The sequence below is a fragment of the Roseixanthobacter psychrophilus genome, from assembly GCF_043195195.1.
Classification (GTDB): Bacteria; Pseudomonadota; Alphaproteobacteria; order Rhizobiales; family Xanthobacteraceae; genus NCEH01.
Genome location: NZ_JBAFWT010000008.1, coordinates 34362 through 59736 on the forward strand (window position 1 = coordinate 34362; position 25375 = coordinate 59736).

The following is a 25375-nucleotide window of genomic DNA, read 5'->3' on the forward strand; positions in this document are numbered from 1 at the left end:
GCTTCAACTCCTCAGCGGCGCGGCGCCTGCGCCCGTCATATGGGAAAGGCGGCCGCGTGCCGCCATAGGCCTCAATAATAGCTGGCGATCTTGGCCACTTCATCGCGCGAGCCGAACACCAGGGGAATGCGCTGGTGCAGCTTCTGCGGGACGATGTCGAGGATGCGGGTGGTGCCGTCGGTGGCGGCGCCCTGCGCCTGTTCCACCAGGAAAGCGACCGGATTGGCCTCGTAGATCAGGCGCAGGCGGCCTTCGCCATAGCCCTTGCGGCTGTCGCCGGGATAGAGATAGACGCCCCCGCGAGTGAAGATGCGGAACGCATCGGCCACCATGGAGCCGACCCAGCGCATGTTGAAATCCTTGCCGCGCGGCCCGTCCTTGCCGGCGAGGCAATCGTCCACATAAGCGCGCGTGGGCGCGGCCCAATGGCGGACGTTGGACTGGTTGATGCCGTATTCCTTCGTCGCGGCGGGCACTTCGACGGTGGCGCGGGCGAGGATGAAATCGCCGCTCGCCCGGTCCAGGACGAACACCTGCGTGCCCGCGCCCACGGTGGAGACCAGCAGGGTCGAGGGGCCATAGACCAGGAATCCGGAGGCGAGCTGGGCCGTGCCCTTCTGCTTGAGCGCGTCCACCGGATCGGGGAAGGCGGCGGCGCTGTAGGGCAGCACAGAATAGATGGTGCCGATGGAGACGTTGGTGTCGATATTGGAGGAGCCGTCCAAGGGATCGACCGCCACCACCAGGGTGCCCGCATCGTTCAGCGCAATCGGCGTCTCGCTCTCTTCCGAGCCCAGGAAGGCAACCGGAGCGGTCTTGAGAGCGGAAACGATGGCCTCCTCGGCGATCACGTCAAGTTCCTTCTGGGCATCGCCGGCGGCATTGGCGTCCTCGCCCCGGATCCTGGCGAAATGCTCGGCGAGCGGGCCGCGCGCCACCATGTCGGCGATCGCCACACCCGCCTGCGCGAGCCGCTCCACAGCGACAGCAACGGCCTTACGGGTGTCATCCTCGCCCGCCCAGGTGCCGAGATAGCCTTGCAGGGTCACGACGTCGCTCACCTTGTGCCTCCATAGATCCGCAGCCACAGCGCCAGGGCGCGTTCGGCGCTCTTATGGCCCATGGGGCGCGGATCGTCGAGCTTTGGGTGTGCGCACGGGCTGGGCAAATGCCCGCGCTGCGAGACGCAGCACGGGCGCGCGCGCTTTAAATCTGATGCACCCGTGCCGCACCGAAGCGCCGTGTCACCAGCGGCGCCCGTTCGGGGAGAATGCGGAGGGCGAAATGCATCACGCCGTCGTCATCGGTGCGACGCTCCAGCACCTCGCCGTGGCGATAGAGCCAACCCTGCCCTTCGCCATCGTCGGCCGCCACGGTGACGTCAAGTGTCACACGGCCGGCCGTGATCTGGCGCTCCACCACATCCAGTAGATCCTGCGTACCGGCGCCCGTGAGCGCCGAGACCAGGATCGGCCGATCAGCAAGGTCTGTGCGCGCGGCGGTATTCTCCATCGCCTCGCGCGCCTCCTGCGAGAGCAGGTCGATCTTGTTCCAGACCTCCAGCACCCGGCCGCTGGCCTCGAAATCGATTCCAAGTTCGGTGAGCACGTCCTTCACATCATCCGCCTGCGCCTGGCTGTCGGGATGGGAGACGTCGCGCACGTGGAGGATCACGTCCGCCTCTATCACCTCTTCCAGCGTGGCGCGGAAGGCGGCGACGAGCTGGGTGGGCAGATCGGAGATGAAGCCCACCGTATCCGACAGGATGATCCGCGTGCCGTGCGGCAGGTCCACCGCCCGTAAGGTCGGATCGAGGGTGGCGAACAGGAGATCCTGGGCCATCACATCAGAACGGGTCAACCGGTTGAAGAGCGTTGATTTACCCGCATTGGTATATCCCACCAGCGCCACCACGGGATAGGGCACACGCTTGCGGCTTGTGCGGTGCAGCGCGCGGGTGCGCTTCACCTGTTCGAGATCGCGCTCGATGCGAATGATGCGTTCGCCGATCTGCCGGCGGTCGGCCTCGATCTGGGTTTCGCCGGGGCCCCCCAAGAAGCCGAAGCCGCCACGCTGGCGCTCAAGATGGGTCCAGGACCGCACCAGGCGCGAGCGCTGGTAGTTCAGATGGGCGAGCTCCACCTGAAGCGTGCCTTCCTTGGTGCGGGCACGGCTACCGAAGATTTCAAGAATCAGAGCGGTCCGGTCGACCACCTTGGTCGACCACGCCTTTTCGAGATTGCGCTGCTGCACAGGGGAGAGCGCGGCGTCGAAAAACACGAGGCCGATCTCTTCCGCCTGCACGATGCCGGCGATCTCTTCCACCTTGCCGGAGCCGAGATAGGTGGCAGGCTTCACCTCCGCGAGAGGCACGAGCCCGCGATAGGCCACATCAAGATCGATGGCCATGGCGAGACCGACCGCCTCATCAAGCCGCGCTTCGGGAGAGCGGCGTTCGTGCGCCGCGCCCTTCTGCGTCCACCGGGCCCGATTGGATGAAAACGGCGTGATGACGGCACACCGTGTGGGCGGCGCCTGGCGTTCAACGCTTTTGGCTCCGACCTTCGGTGCGCCCCGTTCCTCGTTATGCTCCACGTATCGTTACGCCTTCTCCGCCACGACCTCGTCGGTCGGGTCAAACAATTGCACGGGATGACCGGGCATGATGGTCGAAATCGCGTGCTTGTAGACAAGCTGAGAATGGCCATCGCGCCGCAGCAGGACGCAGAAATTATCAAACCACGTTACCACACCTTGCAACTTCACCCCGTTCACCAAGAAGATCGTGAGGGGAGTCTTGTTCTTGCGGACGTGATTGAGGAATGTGTCCTGCAGATTTTGTGTCCGTTCCGCCGCCATTTTCGTATCCGTTTCTTTCGGCGTTGCCCCGCCCTACCCGACGCAAAGCAGCGATCGAAGGGCGGGAGTTAGCAGCCTAGGATGGCACAGCGAAAAATCGGTGCAACTGCAATTTTTGCCCCGCAGCATTGCCGTGCTGTGCTGCGTCAAGCCGAGGCTTCGGCGAATTTGTGAAACTGCGCGCGCAGCGACCGCGCCACGGGGCCGACCTTGCCGTCGCCCACGGCCGTTTCGTCGATGAGGATCACGGGGGTCACCAGGGCGCTGGCGGAGGAGATGAAGGCCTCCTTGGCCGATCCGGCCTCTGCGAGCGTGAACGGGCGCTCCTCAACCCGAAGCTGCATCGCTGCCGCAACCTCCATCACCACCGTGCGGGTGATGCCGCGCAGAATGCCGTGCTCCGCCGGGCGCGTGACCAAAGCGCCATCCTGCGTCACGATCCAGGCATTGGTGGAGGCGCCCTCGGTCACGAAGCCGTTCGCGTCCACGAACCAGGCCTCGGTGGCGCCGGCTTCGCGCGCCGCCTGCTTGGCGAGCACGTTGGGAAGAAGGCCCACGGTCTTGATGTCCACCCGGTCCCAGCGGTTCTCCGGCAAGGAGATCACCTTGATGCCGGCCGCGGCGACCGCATCGCTCTTGGCGAAATTGGCGGAGCGGGAGGTCACAACCAGGCTCGGCGGAACGCTCGCGGCGGGGAACCCATGGTCACGCCGGGCAACGCCGCGTGTCACCTGGAGATAGACCAGGCCGTCACGCACGAGGTTGCGCCGCACCGTCTCGCGCAGCACCAGCGACAGCGCGGCGCGAGACATGGGAGCTGCGATGCGCAGTTCTTTCAGGGAACGGTCGAGCCGGTCGAGATGGCGCCGCTCGTCGATCAGCTTGCCGCCGCGCACCTCGCAGACCTCATAGACACCGTCGGCAAACTGATAACCCCGATCCTCCACATGCACGCTCGCGTCGCGGTGGGGGAGATAGCGGCCGTTCACATAGGCGATGCGGGACATGGCAGTCGTCGAGCCTCAATTGCGCCAGAAGGCAAGGTGGATCAGCACAAAGGCGCCGACTGTTTCCAGCCGGCCGGCGATCATGGCGAAGGCGGCGCCGAGCATGGAGAGCGGCGGCAGGGAGGAGATGGCCGGCCAGTCGGAATCCGTGGCGTCATAGATCGGGCCGGTATTGGTCAGCGCCGCAACCGCCCCGGTCACCGCCGCTTGCAGGCTGGGCATGGAAATGCTCATGAGGATGGTGGTCGCGGCAAGCGTGGCCATCAGTGCGACCGCGCCCACCCACACCCCGCGCATGGCCGAGCCGACGCCCCCCTCCCCGGTGCGCGCCGGCTGGACGAGATGGGGCGAGATCAGCCGCATGAGGTCACCTTGGGCGCGCAGCAGCATGGCGCGCAGGCGCATCAACTTGAGCCCGCCGGTGACCGAGAGGGCGCCGCCGCCGATCAGCGCCATGCCGATCACCAGGGCCGGCGGCAGGATGTGATAGACGTCGGCACCGGCGGCGAAGCCGCTGGTGGCGATCAGCGAAGCGGCGCTGAACAGGCCCATTTCCACAGCGGCGCGAACCGAGATATCGGAGGGGTCACGGAAGATGATGCCACCGAGGATGATGCCAGCCACCACCCAATAGCCCAAGAGAAGCAGGCTTTCCGATTGCTCGGGCGCGGCATGGATGCGGCGTGTCACCAATGCGCGATGCCAGCGCACGCTGGTGGCCGACCACAGGATGAACGGGATCATCATCATCGGCGTCGCAACCCCAGCGCGCAGCGCCTCCATCGCCTGGGGCGGCACGTGGGAACCCGAAGATGTGGCGGCCGAGGCGAGGCAGAGGGCGACATAGAGGGAATTTCCGCTCGCCAGCAAGACCACCAATGCCAGCAGCGTCGCCGCCCCATAGATCGGCGCCACGTCCCGCACCACGCCGGCGGTATCGACGATCTCAAGCCCGTCCACACCGGCCTGGGCCCGGTGCGGCAACCCGGCGATGCCGGCCGGCGCGAGCACGGCGACGCCGGAGACGATGGTCAACAAGCCGCCGCTCCATTGCAGCAAGGCGAACCAGACATACAGGCTGCGCGGCGCCTCGTGCACCGCCGTGAAACCGGTGGTCGTGAACGCGGAAAGCGCCTCGAACCAGGCGCGCCACAGATCTAGGCCTCCGGCCACCGACACCGCGGGCGCAGCCACCACCGGCACCAGGAGCCACAACGCGGCAAGTGCGGCAAAGGCGTGAAGCCGGCGCATTCGCGCCTTCACTCCGGCGCAGGAGAGCCGGAGCGCGCCTGCGAAGAACACGCAAGCGAGCGTAGTGGCGAGGAAAATGGGCGCCGTCCCCTCGGCATTTCGCGCCGAGACGAGGGCCGGCAGCAAGGCAGCTCCGCCCACCCACAGGAGCGCCAACGCGATAAGCCGGAGGATGGAGGGCATCGAGGCAGGCTTCAGAAGAATTCGAGGCTTACGCGGAACAATTGTTCCACGCGCTTAATACGCTCCGCCAAGGCAAAGAGGATTACGCGGTCCTGAGCGCGCACCACCATGTCGCCTGTCGGCAGCAGCACCTCGCCGTTGCGCACCAGGGCGCCCACCCGCAGGCCCTTCAGCAGGTCGATGTCACGCAACGGCATGCCGACCAGAGGCGAGGTCTCCAGCGCCTCGGCCTCGATCATCTCGCCGGCCCCGTCGAGCAGCGAATGCACGCCCCGGATGCGCCCGCGCCGCACATGCTGCAGCACCTTGGACACCGTGATCTGGCGGGGATTGACGTGAGCGTCGATGCCGAGGCCCTGGGCGAATGTGGTGTAGCCCGGCTCGTTCAGCAAAGCGAGAATGCGCCGCGCCCCAATCTGCTTCGCCAGCAGGCAGCTCACGATATTGATGCGGTCGTCATTGGTGAGGGCGATCATGGTGTCGGCGTCGCCGACGCCTGCCTCGTCCAGGATCTCGCGGGAAAGGGCATCCCCGTTCAGGACCACGGAGCGCGAAAGGGTCTCGGCGATCGCCTGGGCACGATCGGGGGAACTCTCGATGATCTTGATCTTGGCGATCGGATTGCGGCGCTCGAGTTGGTCGGCGACATAAAGCCCGATATTGCCGCCGCCGGCGATGACGATGCGCTGCCCCGGCACCTCGTCATGGCCGAAGATGGAGAGCGTGCGGCGCACCTGGTCGGACTTGGCGACAAAATAGGCGATATCGCCCGCCTGCACGGCGTCGCCCGACGTCAGCACGATCGGCTTGCCGCCCCGGTTCACCGCGACGATGGTCGCGCGCAGGTCCGGGAACAATTGGGTCAGTTCGCGCAGCGGCGTGTCGAGGATAGGGCAGTCTTCGGAGCAATAGACACCCGCGACCACCACCGCCCCGTCGGCAAACGTGACCGTATCGATGGAGCCGGGCAGCGACAGGCGCCGCAGCACCATTTCGCCCACCTCGATCTCGGGCGAGATGACCACGTCGATGGGCAGATGGTCGCGCGAAAGCATGTCGCGCCATTCCGGCATCAGATAGGTCTGGGCGCGGATGCGGGCGACCTTGGTCGGCACGTTGAACAGGGAATGCGCGACCTGGCACGCAATCATGTTCACCTCGTCGTGCAGGGTCACGGCGATCAGCATGTCCGCCTGCTCGATGCCGGCCTTGGCGAGCACGTCGGGGTGCGAGCCATGGCCGACCACGCCGCGCACGTCCAATTGTTCGGTGGCGATCTGGATGCGGCGTGCGCTCGCGTCGATGATGGAGACGTCGTTCTGCTCGCTCGCGAGGCGCTCGGCAATGCCGAGCCCCACCTGCCCCGCTCCGCAGATCACGACCTTCATGCGCGATTCCCCCTGACCCTGCCTTCAGCTTATCCCCTCGACGCCTAAGCGCCTATGATTACCCTACGCCCAGCGCCTTGAGCTTTCGATGTAGGGCCGAGCGCTCCATGCCGACAAACTCGGCGGTGCGCGAGATGTTGCCGCCGAAGCGGTTGATCTGGGCTGCGAGATATTCGCGCTCGAACACTTCGCGCGCCTCGCGCAGCGGGAGGCCCATCAGGTGCTCTCCGCCATTGCCGTTTGGCAGGTTGGGCACCAGCGCGCCCACGTCCGGCGGTAGCATGGAGGCGGTGACGATGGCATCGGGATCGCCGCCAGCCAGGATCAGCACCCGTTCCACATTGTTGCGCAACTGGCGCACATTCCCCGGCCAATCGTGCGACTGCAGCACCGCCATGGCGTCGTCCGCGATCTTCCGGCTTGGCAGGCCGGTGGTCTGGGAGATCAGGTCGATGAAGAAATCCACAAGGTCGGGGATGTCCTCGCGCCGCTCGGCAAGCGGCGGCACGCGGATCGGGACGACGCTCAAGCGATGGTAAAGGTCCTCGCGGAACCGCCCCTGGGCGATCTCCTCCTCCAGGTTGCGGCCGGTGGAGGAGATGATGCGCACGTCCACGCTCACCTTGTCGGTGCCGCCGATGCGACTGAAGGTCTGCTCCACGAGCACCCGCAACACCCGATTCTGGGTCTCGCGCGGCATGTCGGCGATCTCGTCCAGGAATAGCGTGCCGCCGTGGGCTTCCTCCAGCGCACCGCGCCGGGCCTCCCGGCCTTCCCCTTCCTCGACCCCGAACAACTCGTATTCCAGCCGCTCCGGCGTGATGGCGGCGGCATTGATGACGATGAACGGCCCCTGGTTGCGGGTCGAGGCGGTATGCACCATGCGGGCGGTCAATTCCTTGCCCGACCCCGAGGGGCCGATGATCAGGATTCGACTGTTGGTTGGGCCCACCCTGTCGATGGTCGCCTTGAGCTGCTGGATGGCGCTGGAACGGCCCACCAGTGTCTGCGGCTGCGTCATCTGCTTGAGTTCGCGCACTTCCCGGCGCAGGCGCAGGGTTTCCAGCGCGCGCTCCGTGATGACGATCAGGCGGTCGGCATTGAACGGCTTCTCGATGAAATCATAGGCACCGCGCTTGATCGCGGCGACCGCGGTTTCGATATTGCCGTGGCCCGAAATCATGACCACCGGTACGTCGGGGTGCGCCAGCTTGATCGTGTCGAGCAGTTCTAGCCCATCCATGCGGCTGCCTTGGAGCCAGATGTCGAGGAAGATCAGGTTCGGGCGACGGGTCGCGATGGCGGAGAGCGCGCTGTCGGCGTCACGGGCGGTGCGGGCGGAATAGCCCTCATCCTCCAGGATGCCCGCCACCAGCCCGCAGATATCAGCTTCGTCGTCGACGATCAGAATGCCGTGGGCCATGGATCAAGCCCCCTTCTTCTGCTCAATGGGGGCAAGGATCGGCCCGTCGGCGCGCATGCGCAGCCGGATCCAGGCGCCGCGCCCGTCCGGAGAATCGTAAAGCTCGATACCGCCGCCATGCTCTTCCATGATCTTCCCTACGATGGCGAGGCCGAGGCCCGTGCCCTTCTCACGCGTCGTCACATACGGCTCCAGGAGGCGGTTTCGCTTCTCCTGGGGCAGGCCGGTTCCGTTGTCGATCACATCAACCACCAGATCTTCGCCGGACTGTTCCGCCTTCACGCGGATCAGCCCCTTGCCGAGGGTTTCCGCCGGAACGGCCTCGATGGCCTCCGCGGCATTCTTGAGGATGTTGGTCAGCGCTTGGGAAATGAGGCGGCGGTCGAACCGCGCCGGGAGCGAGGGCGGGATGTCGGCCTCGAACGTGACTTCGGGATGGCCGACCTTCATTAAAAACAGGGTTTGCCGCAGGGTTTCCGCGAGATCCTGGCTGTCCACCACCGGCTTCGGCATGCGGGCGAAGGAGGAGAATTCATCCACCATCCGGCCGATGTCGCCCACCTGGCGGATGATCGTGTCGGTGCATTGGTCGAAAACGTCGCGGTCCTGGGTGATGTGCTTGCCGTATTTGCGCTTGAGCCGCTCGGCCGACAATTGGATCGGGGTCAGCGGATTCTTGATCTCATGGGCGATACGCCGCGCCACATCCGCCCATGCGGAGGTGCGCTGAGCCGAAATCAACGCGGTGATGTCGTCGAGCGTCACCACCCAGCCGTGGTCGGCCTCGGAGGATTGCTCTGTGGTCACGCGCACTGCGAACACACGTTCGCGCCCCTCGCGCTGGACCGTGATGTTGCCCTGGACGATGCGCTCGCGCCCCGCCTCCGCCTCGCCGATCAAGTCTGCGGTCTCCGGCACCACCTCGGCGAGCCGATGGCCCAGGGCATCGGCCTCCTTCACCCCGAGCAGGCGCTCGGCGGACCGGTTGAGGATGGTGACCCGCTCATCGGAATCGAGGCCGATCACCCCCGCGCCCACACCCGAGAGTACCGCTTCCGTAAAGCGGCGGCGCACGTCGATCTGGTCACGGGCGCGCAACAGGGCATCGTGTTGATTGCGCAGCTCGGCGGTCATCTTGTTGAAAGTCTCGCCCAAAGTCGCGAAATCACCTTCGGAGCGATATATCGGCACCTGAACATCAAGGTTGCCCGCCGCCACATGATCCGCGGCCGACATCAGCCGGCGGATCGGCGCCACCAGCCATTTCGACACGTTTATGCCGAGCCAGACTGCCGACAGCAGCACGATCAGCGTGATGACCGCATACATCAGCGCGAACGCGACCTGCACGCCGAAGCGGCGCTCCTCGAGGCTCTGATAATCCGCGAGGGTCTCGCGGGTGGTCTTGAGATAGCCGATGACGCGCGGATCGATGGGCCGGGCGACATAGAGATAAAGGTCGTTATAGTCCTTCAGCTTGATCAGGGCGCCGACGAAATCCGCGTCGGACGGCAGATAGATAATGGGCTGATCGGCGGTGGCCTCGCCGATGGCGATGTTCGCGGGCACCAGGAATTCGCGCCCGGTCATCACCTGGGCGCGCTCTATCACCTTAAGATCGTGGTCGATCAGCAGCGTACCGGGCAAATTGCGCAACGCCGCCTGGGCGGTCAGGATCTGGCGGAAACGCTCCATATTGGTGTCGTAGAGCGGCTTCAGGCGGTTCAGATCGGCGCTCATGGCCAGCACGTCGCCGCGAATGTTCAGCGCATGCTCGCGCACATAAGTCTGCGCCACCTGGACCGCGCTTGCGACGATTTCCTGCGTCCGCACGGAGAACCAGCGGTCGAGCCCGCGGTCCAGGGTCAGGCTTGCGACCACCGCGACTAGGATCGCCGGCACCACTGCCACCACGGCAAACAGGCCCACGACCCGCACGTGCAGGCGTGAGGCGGCTCGGCCGCGCGCCCGGGCCCGCACGATGCGCCATACCTCGCGCCCCACCATTGTGGAGAGGATGGCCACCGCCAGCGCATTGCCCGCCAGCAGCCCGATCACCACCTCGTGGCTCGGCACGATTGGCGTCAGGCCCATCAGGATCAAGAAGGTCGCGAGCGCTGAACATAACGCCAGAACGACCATGGCCGGCGCAAAGATGCCCACGGCGAACATCGGCGGCGCCCCTGGAATGCCGCCGCCCGCGGTACGGTTGGAAGCGGAGTCCAGGCTGGCATTGGTCATGGATGGGTGAACCCTGCGGAACGCCGGGAATCGGCGCGCCTGATGCAATGGGACAACACTGGTGCAAAAATGTGACAATTGCGACCCGCGGCGTGGCTAGTTTTCGGCTTCGGCCGAAAAGCTTCAGGCCACCCAGTCGCCGTCAGGCCACGTGCGGGCCTCGTCCTCCGACATGGGGCGGCCCACGAGGTAGCCTTGCACGCAGTCGCTGCCAAGGGCCACCACCTCGGCGAGCGAGTCGGCCGTCTCCACGCCCTCAGCCACCACCTCGATGCCGAAGGCGTGGGCGAGGTCCACCATCACCCCGACGATTCGGCGCGAGCGGGAGTTCTCCACAATCTCGCGGATGAAGGAGCGGTCGATCTTCAGCACGTTCACAGGCAGACGCTGAAGATAGCTGAAGGAGGAGTAGCCGGTCCCGAAATCATCGATCGCCACCTTGCATCCGAGCGACTGCAATTGGACCATCACTTCCACGGCTTTTTCCGGCTCCGAGAGCAATGTGCTCTCGGTCAGCTCGAACAGCACCTGCTCGCCACTGAGTTTCACCTGCCGCAGGACCGTGTCGATCCGGCTCGCGAGGTCAGGGGCCATGACTTGCGGAGCAGAGAGATTGATCGAGATATAACGTGGCCCGAGGCCCTTGACGGCACGTTCGTGATTCCAGCGGGCGCAGGCGGCGACCGCCCGTTCCAGCACCAACTCGCCCAGATGCTCGGAAAGGCCAGAGGCCTCGGCGACGGGAACGAATTCGGCCGGCACCACATTGCCGAGCCGGGGATGGTTCCAACGGGCCAGGGCCTCGAACCCCATCACTTGACGGGTCCGGCAGCACACGATCGGCTGGAACATCAGGTAGAGGTCCTGCGAGCGGCGCAGGATCGCGTCGCGCAGGTCAGTCTCCAGCGCCAGCCGCTCCTGATGGTCGGCCCGCAGCGACTGGTCGAACACAACGGTATGCCCGCGCCCCTGGGCATGGAGCGCCATCTCGGCATCGCGGAGCATATGTTCCAACGGCGCCAGCCCGCGGGCAATGCCGACCCTGGCGCGCAGGTAGAATCGCCGGCCGTCACTTTCAAGCGGCGCCTGGAACAGGACATCGACACTGCGCCCGGCCGCCAGCGCATCGTTACCGCGAAAAAGCACAATGGCGAATTCCCGCTCGCCGATGCGAGCGAGCGTTGCATCGCCTCGCAGCGCAAGGCGCAGGCGCAAAGCGAGTTGCGAAACCAACGGCTCGGTGAATTCCCGCCCGAGGCTCGCCGCCAGCACGTCCAGATCGCGAAAATGCACCACCACTACGCCGGTCGGGGCGGTCGGGGCGGTGCTGACTTCGCGCAGCAGACCGGCGCGGTTGGGCAGGCCGGTCATTGCGTCCAGATAAGCGAGGCGCTCCAGCGCCTCCTGAGTATTCACGAAACTGGAAATGTCGCGCAAATAGGCCGTGAAGAAGCGGCGCTTGCCGGCCCTGATTTCCGTGATGGTTAGCTCGACCGGAAACACGGACCCGTCGGCGCGCTTGCCCTCCAGCTCCACGCGCCGTCCGAGCACAGAGGGCTCACCGCCTGCCAGGTAGCGCTTCAGACCCTCCTGGTGAGCGATCGCATAGCGCGACGGGATAATGGTTTCGCTGAGCACGCGGCCGATGACATCGGCGCGTTGATAGCCGAAGGTCCGCTCGGCGGCGGGGTTGAATTCCAGGATCAGCCCGGCCTCGTCGATGGTCACCACGGCATCGAGCGCCGAGCCCACCATGCTGCGCAGCGTGATCTCATTGATGTCCCGCTCGGCCTGTGCGCGTTCGGCGGAACGTCCCACCAGGGAGGCAACGAGGTGACACAGCGCCTTGGAGGTCTCGTCCCAAGGCTGGTCGGGGTCGTCGTGGGCAATGCAGAAATGGCCCCACCAGTGTCCGGCGGTCATCACCGGAACGGTATAAAAGCGCACGATCTGCAGTTGGTCGAACACGCTCCGCAAATAGCCCGTGAGATCGCGGGTAAGTCCTTCGATGACCTCGCCGCGGGTACGGCGCCCAGCCCATTCGCGTTGGCTGTCGTCGGCGCTGTCGTGGGCGACCGGACGGTGCCACATGCGCCCGATGGGCTCAAGGCCTGGGCGCGCCCAATCCGCCCGGCAAAGAACGCCGAGCCCCGAGGCTTGGTCTTCCTGCACCTCGAACAAGGCCACGCGGCTGAGGCTGCATTCCGATCCCACGAGCGTGCAGATCGTAGCGAGTGTGTCGCCCCAAGCGTCGCCATCGTCGCTCTGAGCGATGAAGGCATTCATCACCCAGAGCAGCTGGCTCGACGCTACTCCACTCATCTGAAATTCCTGACTACGGGCGCCGTTAAGCAGGACACCTATCGCACGTCACCTTGTGACGCGACTGTACGCAAGCTGATACTATTCCTTCGGTTAATTCCTTGCACGCACAAGATGGCACCAGCCGCTGTAATCAGCGGCTGGTGCGGATCACCTGTATATCGAGATCGCGGATTTTCTTGCGCAGCGTGTTGCGGTTGAGGCCGAGCAGTTCGGCCGCCTTGATCTGATTGCCCCGCGCTGCGGCGAGTGCGGCCGACAGCAGGGGATATTCCACATCCCGCAGGATGCGATGATAGAGGCCGGGCGGCGGCAGGTCTTCGCCGAAACCGGCGAAATATGTGTTGAGGTGCCGCTCCACCGAGGCCGCGAGCGTCGCATCCACGGGCCCGTCCTCCGTCCCGGCACTCGGCACGGGTTCGGAGAGTTCCGCCTCGATGATGCTCGGCGTGATGATTTCCTGGGGGTAGAGGGCCGAAAGGCGGCGCACCAGATTTTCCAGCTCGCGCACGTTGCCCGGCCAGCGATAGCGTTTCAGCCGGTCGAGCGCGGCGGTGTCGATCTGCTTTGCCGGCAGGCCCTCGCGCTCGGCTTGCAGGAAGAAGTGCCGCACCAGGTCCGGCACGTCTTCTGAGCGCTCGCGCAGCGGTGGCAGGCGCAGCGGCACCACGTTCAGGCGGAAGAACAGATCCTCGCGGAACAGGCCCTGCTGGATCAGCGTGCGCAGATCCTTGTTGGTGGCGGCGATGATGCGCACGTCGGTCTTGATGGGCGTGCGCCCGCCGACGGTGGTGTATTCCCCTTGCTGGAGCACGCGCAGCAGACGGGTCTGCGCCTCCATGGGCATGTCACCGATTTCGTCGAGGAACAGCGTGCCGCTCTCCGCCTGCTCGAACCGGCCGGGATTGCGCGTGGTCGCGCCGGTGAACGAGCCCTTTTCGTGGCCGAACAATTCGCTTTCGATGAGGTCGCGGGGGATCGCAGCCATGTTGATGGCGACGAATGGACCGGTGCGGCGCTTGCCGTAATCGTGCAGGGCGCGGGCGACCAGTTCCTTGCCAGTCCCACTCTCGCCCGCAATCATCACGGTGAGGTCGGTCTGCATCAGGCGCGCGAGCAGGCGGTAGATTTCCTGCATCGCCGGGGAGCGGCCGACGAGCGGTATATTGTCCTGCTCTTCCGAACCGAGCGGATGGTGATCCGACTTTTTCGGCTCCGCCAGAGCGCGGCCGACGATGGAGATCAGCTCCTTCAGGTCGAAGGGCTTGGGCAGATATTCATAGGCGCCGCGCTCGGAGGCGCGAATGGCGGTCATGAACGTGTTCTGCGCGCTCATGACAATGACCGGCAGGTCCGGCCGCGCCTTCTTGATGCGCGGCAGGAGGTCGAAGGCGTTCTCGTCCGGCATCACCACGTCGGTGATGACGAGGTCGCCATCGCCCTGGCTCACCCAGCGCCAGAGGGTGGCCGCATTCCCGCACGAACGCACCTCATATCCGGCCCGCGAAAGGGCCTGATTGAGCACGGTACGGATCGCAGCATCGTCGTCGGCGACCAGAATGCTTCCCGTGGGCATGGATACCTCAGTTGTCCTCGGAGGCGACACGTGTGCCGCGATACATGGGAAGGAGAACCCGGAAGCTGGTTCGCCGGGGCTGGCTATCGCATTCGACGATCCCGCCGTGGTCGCCGATGATCTTCGCCACCAATGCAAGGCCGAGGCCACTACCGGTCGGCTTGGTGGTCACGAACGGGTCGAACAGATGGGGCAGCAGGTCGTCGGGGACGCCCTTGCCATTGTCCTTGACGCAGAACTCGAGGGGCAGGCTGACGCGGGAGGAGGCGCCGGGCACGGTGAGCCGCACGCCGGGGCGGAACGCAGTCGTCAGGTGGATTTCCCCGTCGGTCTCCGAATCGATCGCCTCCGCCGCGTTTTTCACCAGATTGAGGAACACCTGCACCAATTGGTCGCGGTTGGCATAGACCGGCGGCAGGGAGGGGTCGTATTCTTCAATGAAGCGGATGTGCCGTGCGAACCCTGAAGAGGCGAGCGTGCGAACATGTTCCAACACCGCATGGATATTCACCGGCTCGCGGGCGATCGGCCGCTCGTCCGAGAACACCTCCATGCGGTCCACCAGCTTCACGATCCGGTCCGCCTCGTCGCAGATCAGCCGGGTCAGAGCGCGGTCCTCATCGCCCGCCGACTGCTCCAGCAATTGGGCGGCGCCGCGGATGCCGGAGAGCGGGTTCTTGATCTCGTGCGCCAGCATGGAGGCGAGCGCACTCACGGAGCGGGCGGCACCGCGATGGGTGAGCTGGCGGTCCATCTTGTCGGCGATGGTGCGCTCCTGGATCATCACCACCACGTGGCCGGGCCGCTCCGAGACCGGGGCGACATGGATATCCACCACGCGCTCGCCGCCGTTCTTGGGCGTTCCGAGGTCGACGCGATATTCGTTCACCGGAGCGCCGCGCGCCCGCACCTGGTCGATCAGGCCGAGCAGCGGGGTGCCGAACGGCACGAACTCGGCGAACGGTCGCCGCCGCAGGACCGGCAGGCTCACCTCGAAAAAGGCCTCCGCCGCGACATTGGCATCGACGATCTGACCGGTGTCCGAAACCGTGATCACCGGATGCGGCACGGCATCGAGAATGGCGCGGGTAAAGTTCGGTTCCGGCTCGGGCCGTCGCTTTGCGTCCGCCTTCATGCCGCAGCCCTCCAGTTCACGTCGTCGAATGCGGCACGTATGCCGTCTGCCACCTCCCGCGGCGCCTCCGCGCGCAGCAGCTTAGCGCGCCAGAGCTTGATCCAGTCTTGCTCACGCCCGGCGCTGGCCGCAGCCGCCTCGAGCGCCCAGCCCAGATGCTTGCGGGCCTGCCGCACGCCGAGCCCGACGCCGTAAAGCGAGAGCCAACCTTCGTACATCTCCAACAGCACGTCGCGCTGCTCGGTGATGTCCGGCTCCGCCGGCACGCGCCCCGCTTCCAGGAATCCCGCCACTTGCCCGGGAAACCAGGGCCGGCCCTGGGCCCCACGGCCGATCATCACCCCGTCCGCGCCGGAGGCCGCCAGCATAGGCGCGGCATCGGCGCAGGCGACGAGATCGCCATTGGCCAGCACGGGGACCGAGACCTCGGCCTTCACCTCGGCGATCGCCTCCCAGTCCGCCCGCCCGGTGTAGAATTGGCAGCGGGTGCGGCCGTGGATGGTAACCAGGGCGACGCCGGCCTTCTCCGCAATGACAGCAAGGGTCGGCGCAGTGGGTGCCCCCTCGTCCCAGCCGAGGCGGGTCTTCAGCGTGACCGGAACGCCGACGGCTTCACGCACCGCCTCGATGATCCGGGTCGCAAGCGGCAGATCGCGCAGGAGCGCCGCGCCGGCGGCGCCGGTCGTCACGCGCTTCGCGGGGCAGCCCATGTTAATGTCGATGATATCGGCGCCCTCAGCCTCCGCGAGACGCGCCGCCTCGGCCATCCAATGGGGATCATTGCCGGCGAGTTGCACCGCATGGAGCGGAATTCCGGCGCGGCCGGCGCGCAAGGTGGTTTCCGCGTGTCCATCCAGCAGCGCCTCGCTCGCCACCATTTCGGACACGACGAGGCCTGCCCCGTAGCGCACCGCCATGCGGCGCAGCGGCGCGTCGGTAATGCCGGCCATCGGTGCGAGCACCACCGGATTCGGCAGAACGTGCGGGCCGATTCGAATAGCCGAAAGGGAAGATGGGAGAATGTCTTGCACAGATTTTAGGCCACCTAGAGAGTGCCTACATTCTAGACATTTGCGATGCACGCGCAAGGGCAGCTTTGTCTTAGGACCCATGCTGCATTGCAAAAGGTGCCGAAGGCAGAGGCGGCCGCCGCTTTTTTATCCCCTTGCATGTCGTTCTGGAGCGCGGTTCAAGGGGCGATTGACGCGAAACTAGGAACCGGCCTCAATGTCGACGTGCGCGGTGATCGTGGTTGCGGCGGGACGGGGCACCCGCGCCGGCGGCAACCTGCCCAAACAATATCACGCGTTGGGCGGCGAATCCGTGCTGCGCAGGACCCTGCGCCTATTCGCTGAGCATCCCGGCATCTGCGCCGTTCAGGTGGTCATTCACCCCGACGATGCGATGCGCTTTGCCAACGCCGCCGCCGGCCTGCCCAAGCTGCGGGCGGCGGTCCACGGCGGGCGCGAGCGGCAGGAGTCGGTGCGCGCGGGGCTCGATGCCCTTGCCGAGGACGCTCCCGATCTCGTTCTGGTGCACGACGCCGCCCGCCCCTTCGCCAGCCCCGCCCTGATCGCTCGCGCCATAGTGGCAGCGCAGATCCATGGCGCTGCGGTTCCCGTGACGGCGGTGACCGACACCGTGAAGAGCGTGGACCAGGACGGCATCGTGACCGCAACACCGGACCGGGCCGGCCTGCGCGCCGTGCAGACACCCCAAGCTTTCAGCTATGACATGCTGCGCACCGCCCACCGCGCGGTGCAGGAAAGCGGAGTTGAAGGGCTCACCGACGATGCCGCTGTCGTGGAATGGGCCGGCCACAAGGTGGCGACCTTTGAAGGAGAAGCCGGCAACATGAAACTCACCAGCGCCGAGGATCTCGCCCGTGCCGCCCGCGATACGGGCGCACTCCTGCCCGACGTGCGCACCGGCACCGGCTTCGACGTGCACGCCTTCGGACCCGGTGACCATGTGATGCTGGGTGGCCTCGCCATTCCCTTCGACAAGGGCCTCGACGGCCATTCGGACGCCGATGTCGGCCTGCATGCGCTCACCGATGCGGTGCTGGGCGCCTTGTGCGACGGCGATATCGGCGCCCATTTTCCTCCCTCCGACCCGCAATGGAAGGGCGCTACCTCCGACCGCTTCCTGGTGTTCGCGCTCGACAAGATGCGCGCGCGCGGTGGAGCGGTCGCTCATCTCGACCTCACCTTGATCTGCGAGGCGCCGAAAATCGGCCCGCATCGCGACGCCATCCGCGCCCGGATTGCCGAGATCACGGGCGTCGCGCTCGGGCGCATCAGCGTGAAAGCCACCACCACGGAGCGGCTCGGCTTTACCGGCCGGCGCGAGGGCATTGCCGCGATGGCCTCCGCCACCATTCGCCTGCCCCTGGAGGATGCCCTGTGAGCGATCTGGAGACAGAAAGCCGCGCCAAGCGCGTTCTGGACGCCTGCCGCGCCGCCGCCCTGACGCTCGCCACGGCGGAATCCTGCACTGGCGGCCTCGTGATCGGCGCGCTCACCGATATCGCAGGATCCTCGGACGTCGTCGATCGCGGCTTCATCACCTATTCCAACGCGGCCAAAATGGCCATGCTGGGCGTGCCGGACGCCATCCTCGCCACCCATGGCGCGGTGAGCGAGGAGACCGCCCGCGCCATGGTCAAGGGCGCGCTCGCGGCCTCGGGCACGGGGATCGCTGTTGCCATCACGGGCGTCGCCGGTCCCGGCGGCGGCTCAGAGGACAAGCCGGTGGGCCTGGTGCATTTCGCCGCCGCGCGGCGCACCGGCCTGTTGGTGCACCGTGAGGAGCGGTTCGGACCCCTCACGCGTGGCGAGATCCGGGCCCAGTCCGTACTGGTCGCCCTGGAAATGCTGGAAACCCTCGCGCGCTTCTGAGCGCTGGCGGGCGAAGCGTCAGCACTTCTCGCCGGTAGGCCCGGCAACCGAGGGGTTGACCCCCTGGACGGTCGCGGGTTGCTGGTCAGGGGAGCCAGAGGTTCCCGAACTGGGATGGGTGCCGATATAGGACCCCCCCGTCCCACCCGACCAACCGGAGGAGCCGGCGCCGCCAGGCGCGGTTCCCGATCCCGCCCCCTGTGCGGGAGGCGTTGCAGAAGCCTTCGCCTCGCAACCGGAATCCGTCTTGATCGGCGATGCCTGATCCGCCTGTGGAGTAACGGCGCCTTGCGCAAAGGCCGTGCCGGCCCACCCAGAAACGAGCGGAAGGGGAAGACTAAGCGCCAAGCCAAGCGTCACGGCAGAAGCAAGTGTGACGGCGCTGGCCGTACACGGGATGAAACGGGACACGATGTGCCCTCCGGGGCTGTTATTATCCCGAAGCCAACGCTGGAAGCCGGGCTCGCGTTCCCTAACGTCCCGCGCGCACCTTCGATCTCGCTTCCGTCACGCCTCCACCGCCACCTTGCCCTCCCCCGCCTCAATCCGGCCGATGCGGCGCGCGGCGGGATATCCGGCCTCAACGATCTGCGCCAGAAGCCGGTCGGCCTCCTCCTGCGCCACCGAAACCAGCAGGCCGCCGGACGTCTGGGGGTCGGTGAGCAGGTGGCGCTGCCACTCCTCGAGACCGGCAGGCAGGTCGATGCCGTCCTGATAGCTCGCCCAATTGCGGTGCGAGGCACCGGTGACAAACCCCTGACGGACCAAAGCTTCGGCATGGGCCAGGACCGGCAGGCTCGCCATGTCCAGGCGCACACGCACCTGCGAACCGCGCGCCATTTCCAGGGCATGGCCCAGCAGGCCGAAGCCGGTGACGTCGGTAATGCCATGCACGGCATCATCCTGGGCCAGGGTGGCACCGACCCGGTTGAGCAAGGTCGTGGAGGCGATCATCTCCTCATAGCCGTCGGGCGAGAGCGCCTCCTTCTTGAAGGCGGCGGAATAGATGCCGATGCCCAGCGCCTTGGTTAGAATAAGCGCATCGCCCGGCTTGGCATCGCTGTTGCGGCGAATTTGGTTCTTGCGCACCGTGCCGATAACCGCGAGGCCGTAAATCGGTTCGCCGGTATCGATGGAGTGGCCGCCGGCGACGGGAATGCCCGCCGCCGCGCAGACCGCCGATCCCCCCTGGAGGATCTCCCGCACCATCTGCGGTTCCACTTTGCCGAGCGGCATACCGAGAATTGCCAAGGCCATGATAGGCGTGCCGCCCATGGCATAGACGTCCGAAATCGCATTGGTGGCGGCGATGCGCCCGAAGTGGTCGGGATTGTCCACGACCGGCATGAAGAAGTCGGTGGTGGCGACGATGCAGGTCTCGCCATCCAGATCCCATACCGCGGCATCATCACCGGTTTCGGTGCCCACCAGCAGTTTCGCGAACGGCTGAGCCATGGGCTGGCCGCCGAGAAGCTCCTGCAGCACCGAGGGAGCAAGCTTGCAGCCGCAGCCGCCGCCATGGGCAAGGCTGGTGAGACGGAAGGCGGGTTCGGTCATGGGCACTCTTTCAGGGGTTTACGATGACGGCGCCCTCCCCCTCGGGGGAAGGCGAGCACGTGGGCCTGCGGGCGGACCTCAAACAGAAATCTCGGTCGCCCGGATCGAATAGCGGAACGTGTCGGGGTCGAGGCAATCGAGACGCCCCGCCACAGTTTCCGCTTGAGGATACATCAGAAACCCCAGCTTTGGCCCGCTCGAGCCCGGCAGAGCCACGTCGTGGGCGACATTATAGGCCATCCAATTGCCTTCCCAGGCGCCGAACAGGGTGCGGCGGGCCGCCACCACCTTGGGATCGTCGATGCCGAGCTTGCCCGGGGGTTCTTCCAGCACGACCTTGCGCACATCCGCCGGATCCATCGGCACCCAGCCGTAGCCGGTCAAGAACACTTCCGAACGGCAGTGCTGGGCCTTGGTCACCAGTTCGGAATTGGCACCCAGGCTTTTGTAGCCGAACTTGGACGGGGCGATGCGCAAGCCGTAGACATCCCGGGCGGGAATGCCGGCGGCGCGCACCAGCCCAACGAACAAGGCGTTCAGGTCCGCGCATTTGCCGCCGAGGTCCCCGCTCTTGAGCAACGCGGCGATGTCGCCGATTCCACAGCCGCGGGTCGCGGGATTGCGATAGGTGTTGTCCACGATCCATTCATAGATGGCGCGGACCTTCTCCTCTTCCCGGTTCGCCCCGGCGGTGATCTTGTCCGACGTCTGCTTGACGATGCCGTCGGTAGGGATGAGATCGGTCGCCGCAAGAAAGATCGCCCGCTCACGGTTCGGCAACGGCGCGGCGGTGCCGGGCTTGGAGAGGTCGACGGCGCGGTCGCGGGTGGCGACTTTGCTGGTGATCTCGACCGAGGGAGCCCCCTCGCTGGCCGACCATTCCAGCGCCAGCATCTGGGCGCCGAAGCGCGGATCGCCGACCACCTCGGCGGTGGAGGCATTGGTGCTCCAACTACTGCCGCCGGGGCGGAACCATTGGTCCTCGGAAAAGGCCGGCAGTGGCACCCAGGCTCGGACCTTCCCGTCGGTCTTGCCATCCGGCTTGGCCACCTCGAGGCGCGTGACCACCTGGAAATTGCGCCATGCGCCCGGCTCAGGCGCGAATGCGGGCTGCGCGAACGCCCCCCGGGGAAGCAGCGCCGCCGCCGAAAGGGCGGCGCTTGAGGCCATGAAGGCGCGACGTGTGATCATTGGGCTGATCTCCCGATGTCTCGTGATGTGCGTGGACTTTGTGGGATTTGGTCGCTCCCGATGGCCTGCGTCGCCAGGAGCCCGGTTATCACGGCTTCAGCTTCAGGCCGGTCCCATTCCACCGGCCCCTCGGAGCGGGCGCGCAGGTGTCCATCGGGCCCAATCAGGAATGTGGACGGCAGGACCGTCACGTCCCAGGCGCGCGCCGCCGAACGATCACGGTCCATCAGGATGGGGAATTTGACAGGCGTCGTTTCCATGAAGCGCCGCACCTTGGGGTCGCCCTCCCCTACGTCGACGCCGAGGATAGCGGTCGTCGTGTCGGCATGGCGGGTCGACAGCCGGTTGAGCGCGGGAAGTTCCTCCCGGCAGGGTTCGCACCAGGTGGCAAAGAAATGCACCAGCACCACCCGTCCGGCGAAACCGGAGCGGTCGATCACCGGCGCCGCGACGCCGACCGGGGGGAGTGCCTCCAACGCGAGGGCGGGCGCCTGCTCCGGTGGGCCCGCCCCCACCACCAGTTCGCTTGCACGCACCGGTGAGACTGTCAGGAACGCAGCGGCAAGAAGGGCGCACCCAAAACCCGCGGATGACAGCTTGCCAGCGTGCTGACGCGCCCTTACCCACGTCGCAAAGCGATCAAGGCCCCGGATACAGAGCGCCGTCGAGCGCGGGGCGGGCATGGCGCCCGCGCCCCGGCCCGTCCTGTCGCCGGATAACGCCCCGCTCGCCACCACGCCGCGCGCCAGCGTGCGGTGACCTATGGTGCGGCGACCTATCGTGCAAATCGGCAAAGGTGGAGGTTCGAACCTGATAAAAAGCGCGTATCCTCGTACCGCAATGCAAATGCAGCCGCTCGCGCCGTGCCAAATATCGCCCCGAAACTCGGGAGCCAACTTCAGGTTCACCACCGAATAGTGAGCCAGCGTTACCCAGAACGTCAATGGTTTTGGGAATCAAGATTCCGTGCGCGGATGCGATGAACACCATCGCATCCGGCTCGGTTATCTTCGCTACTGCAGCATAGCTTCAGCCATTCATTTCGCTAACGCAGCGTAAGATGGAGAAAATCTGGATTCAGCATGACCGAATTGAGATATTTTTTTCCTGTAACACAGGCATTTGTTCATGCGAAGTTTGACATGTTTCCAATTCCAAAATACCGTCGAAGCGAGCCGGAATCCCGGACAAAGGGCGGTTTTTGACCCTTTTGGTTGGTCCCCCGTTGGGGGCACGTATCGGAGGTAACCTTCGATGAACATGGAGCTCTCGCGGCGCCAGTTCTTGAAAACGGCGGGTGCGGGAATCGCGGGCACGTCGCTTGGGGCCTTTGGCTTCGGCGGCATCGAACAAGCCTACGCAGATTCCATTCGCCCGTTCCGACTGTTCAACACGACTGAGACGCGCAATACTTGTACGTACTGCTCGGTTGCGTGCGGCATCTTGATCTATTCCAAGGGTGACCTGAAGAAGGGCGAGAAGGCCGAAATCACCCATATCGAGGGTGACGTCGACCACCCGACCAATCGCGGCACCCTGTGCCCGAAGGGCGCGGCCCTCCTGGACATCGTCCATTCCAAGAGCCGCCTGCAGGCTCCGATGCTGCGCAAGGCCGGCTCCGACAAGTTCGAGCAGGTGAGCTGGGACGTGGCGCTGGACAAGATCGCGCGGGTCCTCAAGGACGATCGCGACAAGAACTTCATCGCCAAGAACAATGACGGCGTGACCGTCAACCGCTGGGTGACCACCGGCTTCCTTGCCGCCTCGGCCACCACCAACGAAACTGCCTGGTGCACGTACAAGGTCGTGCGCAGCGCCGGCATGCTGGTATTCGACAACCAAGCGCGGGTTTGACACGGCCCCACGGTGTCCAGTTTGGGCCCAACTTTTGGCCGTGGCGCGATGACCAATTCGTGGACTGATATCAAGAACACGGATCTGGTTGTCATCATGGGCGGCAATGCCGCCGAAGCGCACCCTTGCGGGTTTAAATGGGTTACGGAGGCGAAAGCCAACCGTGGCGCGAAGCTCGTCGTCGTCGATCCGCGCTATACGCGGTCCGCGGCGGTCGCCGACTATTACGCCCCGATCCGCCAGGGAACCGACATCGCGTTCCTCAACGGCGTGATCAATTACTGCATCCAGAACGACAAGGTGCAGTGGGAGTATGTGAAGGCCTTCACCAACGCGACCTATGTCGTGAAGGACGGCTTCGAGTACAAGGATGGCCTATTCACCGGCTATGACGAGAGCAAGCGGGACTACAACCGCTCGACCTGGGACTACCAGATCGGCGCCGATGGCTATGCCGTGGTCGACGACACGCTGCAGAACCCCCGGTGCGTGTGGAACCTGCTGAAGCAGCACGTCTCCATTTATACCCCAGAGATGGTCGAACGGATCACCGGCACGCCGAAGGACAAGTTCCTGAAGGTGGCGCAGATGATCGGCGAGTGCTCCACGCCGACCAAGACCATGACCTCCATGTACGCGCTCGGCTGGACCCAGCACTCGAAGGGCTCCCAGAACATCCGCACCATGGCGATGCTCCAGCTCATCCTGGGCAATATCGGCGTGCGCGGCGGCGGCATGAATGCTTTGCGCGGGCATTCCAATATCCAGGGACTGACCGACATCGGCCTGATGTCGAACCTGATCCCCGGCTATCTCACCTTGCCGACCGAGAAGGAAGCCGACTTCCCCACCTATATGTCGACCCGCGGCTTCAAGCCGTTGCGGCCGAACCAGATGAGTTACTGGCAGAACTACAAGAAGTTCTTCGTCAGTTTCCAGAAGGCCATGTGGGGGCCGGCTGCGACGGCGGAAAACAATTTCGCCTATGATTACCTGCCGAAGCTCGATGTGCCCGCCTATGACGTCCTGCGGGCCTTCGAGCTCATGAAGCAGGGCAAGATGAACGCCTATTTCTGCCAGGGCTTCAACCCCCTTCAGGCGTTCCCCAACAAGGCCAAGCTCGCCGAGGCCCTCGGCAAGCTGAAGCTGCTGGTCATCATGGACCCGCTGGAGACCGAAACCGCCCGGTTCTGGGAAAATCACGGGGTCTATAATCCCGCCGATCCCGCCAAGATCCAGACCGAAGTGATCCAGCTTCCGACTACCTGCTTCGCCGAGGACGAAGGCGCGCTGGTGAATTCCGGCCGCTGGCTCCAATGGCATTGGGCCGCCGGCTCGCCTCCGGGCGAATCCAAGACCGACTCTTGGATCATGGCGCAGATCTTCCTGCGGCTCAAAGCCCTGTACCAGAAGGAAGGCGGCGCGTTCTCGGACGCCATCGTCAACCTGCAATGGAACTACAAAGACCCGAACGAGCCCACCCCCGAGGAGCTCGCGAAGGAAATGAACGGTTATGTCGTGAGCGACGTGGCCGATCCCAACGATCCGACCAAGAAACTACTCGAGGCCGGCAAGCAATTGCCGAGCTTCGCGGCCTATCGCGACGACGGCACCACCGCCGGCGGCTGCTGGATCTATTCCGGCTGCTTCACCGAGGCGGGCAACATGATGGCGCGCCGGGACAATAGCGACCCCGGCGACACCGGCGCCTATGCGAAATGGAGCTTCTCGTGGCCGGCCAACCGGCGCATCATCTACAATCGCGCCTCGGCCGACATTAACGGCAAGCCCTGGGACGACACCCGCAAGCTGCTGTGGTGGGACGGCGCCAAATGGACCGGATACGACGTTCCGGACATCGCACCCACCGCCAAGCCGCAGGATGTCGGCCCGTTCATCATGAACCCGGAAGGCGTCTCGCGCCTGTTCGCCCGGGGCATGATGCGCGAAGGCCCCTTCCCAGTGCACTATGAGCCGTTCGAGAGCCCGATCGCCAATGTGATCGCCCCGAAGATCCGAGGCAATCCGGTGGCGCGCGTGTTCAAGGACGACTTCGCCCAGTTCGCCGACGTGGGCTCGGCGGAATTCCCCTATGCGGCGACGTCCTATCGCCTCACGGAGCATTTCCACTACTGGACCAAGAACAATCATGTGAACTCGGTCCTGCAGCCGGAATTTTTCGTGGAGATTTCCGAACAGCTCGCGAAGGAAAAGAACATAGCCAACGCAGGATGGGTCCGCGTGTGGTCGAAGCGTGGATCTGTGTTCGCGAAAGCTTATGTGACGAAGCGCATCCAGCCGCTCGTCTGCGACGGAAAGACAGTGCACATTGTCGGCATTCCGATCCACTGGGGCTTCGTCGGAGCGGCCAAGAAGGGCTTCCCCGCCAATGTACTGACGCCTTTCGTCGGCGACGCCAACATCGAGACGCCGGAATACAAGGCGTTCTGCGTCAACATCGAGCCCACGACCGGGCCGGTGGCGTGAG

General features: G+C 65.3%; 18 protein-coding genes. 3 read left to right on the plus strand and 15 right to left on the minus strand.

Annotated elements, in window-relative coordinates; translation table 11 throughout:
• Window positions 1-71: 71 nt before the first annotated feature.
• The 12 genes from V5F77_RS09980 to dusB form a co-directional block, all read right to left on the minus strand.
• On the minus strand, window positions 72-1061 hold the full coding sequence (locus V5F77_RS09980; protein WP_429005197.1) for a class 1 fructose-bisphosphatase: 990 nt from the start codon (window positions 1059-1061) through the stop codon (window positions 72-74).
• Between the two features lie 145 nt (window positions 1062-1206).
• Window positions 1207-2595 (minus strand): GTPase HflX, encoded by a 1389-nt coding sequence (gene hflX / locus V5F77_RS09985; protein ID WP_429005198.1) that lies wholly within the window; start codon window positions 2593-2595, stop codon window positions 1207-1209.
• A 6-nt stretch (window positions 2596-2601) separates the two neighbouring features.
• Window positions 2602-2859, minus strand: a complete 258-nt coding sequence (hfq, locus tag V5F77_RS09990) for an RNA chaperone Hfq (RefSeq protein ID WP_429005199.1) — start codon at window positions 2857-2859, stop codon at window positions 2602-2604.
• A gap of 146 nt (window positions 2860-3005) precedes the next feature.
• The gene (locus tag V5F77_RS09995) at window positions 3006-3866 is read right to left on the minus strand and encodes a D-amino-acid transaminase (RefSeq protein ID WP_429005200.1); all 861 of its coding nucleotides are present in this window, start codon (window positions 3864-3866) and stop codon (window positions 3006-3008) included.
• Window positions 3867-3881: 15 nt separating this feature from the next.
• A complete protein-coding gene (locus V5F77_RS10000; RefSeq protein WP_429005201.1) occupies window positions 3882-5300 on the minus strand; it encodes a hypothetical protein in 1419 nt (472 codons plus the stop codon).
• A gap of 11 nt (window positions 5301-5311) precedes the next feature.
• The gene (gene trkA, locus V5F77_RS10005; protein ID WP_429005202.1) at window positions 5312-6688 is read right to left on the minus strand and encodes a Trk system potassium transporter TrkA; all 1377 of its coding nucleotides are present in this window, start codon (window positions 6686-6688) and stop codon (window positions 5312-5314) included.
• 58 nt (window positions 6689-6746) lie between these two features.
• Window positions 6747-8111, minus strand: coding sequence for a nitrogen assimilation response regulator NtrX (ntrX, locus tag V5F77_RS10010; RefSeq protein ID WP_429005203.1), 1365 nt, complete (start codon window positions 8109-8111; stop codon window positions 6747-6749).
• A 3-nt stretch (window positions 8112-8114) separates the two neighbouring features.
• Window positions 8115-10352, minus strand: a complete 2238-nt coding sequence (locus V5F77_RS10015) for a sensor histidine kinase NtrY-like (RefSeq protein ID WP_429005204.1) — start codon at window positions 10350-10352, stop codon at window positions 8115-8117.
• Window positions 10353-10475: 123 nt separating this feature from the next.
• A complete protein-coding gene (locus V5F77_RS10020; RefSeq protein WP_429005205.1) occupies window positions 10476-12674 on the minus strand; it encodes a putative bifunctional diguanylate cyclase/phosphodiesterase in 2199 nt (732 codons plus the stop codon).
• A 133-nt stretch (window positions 12675-12807) separates the two neighbouring features.
• Window positions 12808-14250, minus strand: coding sequence for a nitrogen regulation protein NR(I) (gene ntrC / locus V5F77_RS10025; RefSeq protein WP_429005206.1), 1443 nt, complete (start codon window positions 14248-14250; stop codon window positions 12808-12810).
• A 7-nt stretch (window positions 14251-14257) separates the two neighbouring features.
• Window positions 14258-15385 (minus strand): two-component system sensor histidine kinase NtrB, encoded by a 1128-nt coding sequence (locus V5F77_RS10030; protein ID WP_429005207.1) that lies wholly within the window; start codon window positions 15383-15385, stop codon window positions 14258-14260.
• Window positions 15382-16416 (minus strand): tRNA dihydrouridine synthase DusB, encoded by a 1035-nt coding sequence (gene dusB, locus V5F77_RS10035; protein ID WP_429005208.1) that lies wholly within the window; start codon window positions 16414-16416, stop codon window positions 15382-15384. The genes V5F77_RS10030 and dusB overlap by 4 nt, the downstream gene beginning before the upstream one ends.
• A 196-nt stretch (window positions 16417-16612) precedes the next feature.
• Between dusB and V5F77_RS10040 the strand changes: the two genes are divergently transcribed.
• Window positions 16613-17794, plus strand: coding sequence for a bifunctional 2-C-methyl-D-erythritol 4-phosphate cytidylyltransferase/2-C-methyl-D-erythritol 2,4-cyclodiphosphate synthase (locus tag V5F77_RS10040; RefSeq protein WP_429005209.1), 1182 nt, complete (start codon window positions 16613-16615; stop codon window positions 17792-17794).
• The gene (locus tag V5F77_RS10045; protein WP_429005210.1) at window positions 17791-18285 is read left to right on the plus strand and encodes a CinA family protein; all 495 of its coding nucleotides are present in this window, start codon (window positions 17791-17793) and stop codon (window positions 18283-18285) included. Before V5F77_RS10040 ends, V5F77_RS10045 begins: the two co-directional genes overlap by 4 nt.
• Window positions 18286-18792: 507 nt before the next feature.
• On the opposite strand, the gene selD is transcribed toward V5F77_RS10045, so the two are convergent.
• From selD to V5F77_RS10060, 3 genes are all read right to left on the minus strand, one after another.
• Window positions 18793-19842 (minus strand): selenide, water dikinase SelD, encoded by a 1050-nt coding sequence (gene selD / locus V5F77_RS10050; RefSeq protein WP_429005211.1) that lies wholly within the window; start codon window positions 19840-19842, stop codon window positions 18793-18795.
• A gap of 78 nt (window positions 19843-19920) precedes the next feature.
• On the minus strand, window positions 19921-21033 hold the full coding sequence (locus V5F77_RS10055) for a transglutaminase-like domain-containing protein (RefSeq protein ID WP_429005212.1): 1113 nt from the start codon (window positions 21031-21033) through the stop codon (window positions 19921-19923).
• Entirely contained in the window at window positions 21030-21569 is a 540-nt protein-coding gene (locus V5F77_RS10060; RefSeq protein ID WP_429005213.1) for a TlpA family protein disulfide reductase, read from the minus strand. Before V5F77_RS10060 ends, V5F77_RS10055 begins: the two co-directional genes overlap by 4 nt.
• A 718-nt stretch (window positions 21570-22287) precedes the next feature.
• Here V5F77_RS10060 and fdnG point away from each other — a divergent pair.
• Window positions 22288-25374: a formate dehydrogenase-N subunit alpha gene (gene fdnG / locus V5F77_RS10065; RefSeq protein ID WP_429005214.1), complete on the plus strand. Its 3087-nt coding sequence runs from the start codon at window positions 22288-22290 to the stop codon at window positions 25372-25374.
• Window position 25375: the final 1 nt, after the last annotated feature.

Coding starts and splice junctions, on each gene's coding strand:
- ntrC (WP_429005206.1), bottom strand. CDS start 14,250: ATGCCCACGGGAAGCATTCTGGTCGCCGACGACGATGCTGCGATCCGT.
- trkA (WP_429005202.1), bottom strand. CDS start 6,688: ATGAAGGTCGTGATCTGCGGAGCGGGGCAGGTGGGGCTCGGCATTGCC.
- ntrX (WP_429005203.1), bottom strand. CDS start 8,111: ATGGCCCACGGCATTCTGATCGTCGACGACGAAGCTGATATCTGCGGG.
- V5F77_RS10030 (WP_429005207.1), bottom strand. CDS start 15,385: ATGAAGGCGGACGCAAAGCGACGGCCCGAGCCGGAACCGAACTTTACC.
- V5F77_RS10020 (WP_429005205.1), bottom strand. CDS start 12,674: ATGAGTGGAGTAGCGTCGAGCCAGCTGCTCTGGGTGATGAATGCCTTC.
- V5F77_RS10040 (WP_429005209.1), top strand. CDS start 16,613: ATGTCGACGTGCGCGGTGATCGTGGTTGCGGCGGGACGGGGCACCCGC.
- V5F77_RS10015 (WP_429005204.1), bottom strand. CDS start 10,352: ATGACCAATGCCAGCCTGGACTCCGCTTCCAACCGTACCGCGGGCGGC.
- V5F77_RS09995 (WP_429005200.1), bottom strand. CDS start 3,866: ATGTCCCGCATCGCCTATGTGAACGGCCGCTATCTCCCCCACCGCGAC.
- V5F77_RS10055 (WP_429005212.1), bottom strand. CDS start 21,033: ATGATCACACGTCGCGCCTTCATGGCCTCAAGCGCCGCCCTTTCGGCG.
- selD (WP_429005211.1), bottom strand. CDS start 19,842: ATGACCGAACCCGCCTTCCGTCTCACCAGCCTTGCCCATGGCGGCGGC.
- V5F77_RS10000 (WP_429005201.1), bottom strand. CDS start 5,300: ATGCCCTCCATCCTCCGGCTTATCGCGTTGGCGCTCCTGTGGGTGGGC.
- hfq (WP_429005199.1), bottom strand. CDS start 2,859: ATGGCGGCGGAACGGACACAAAATCTGCAGGACACATTCCTCAATCAC.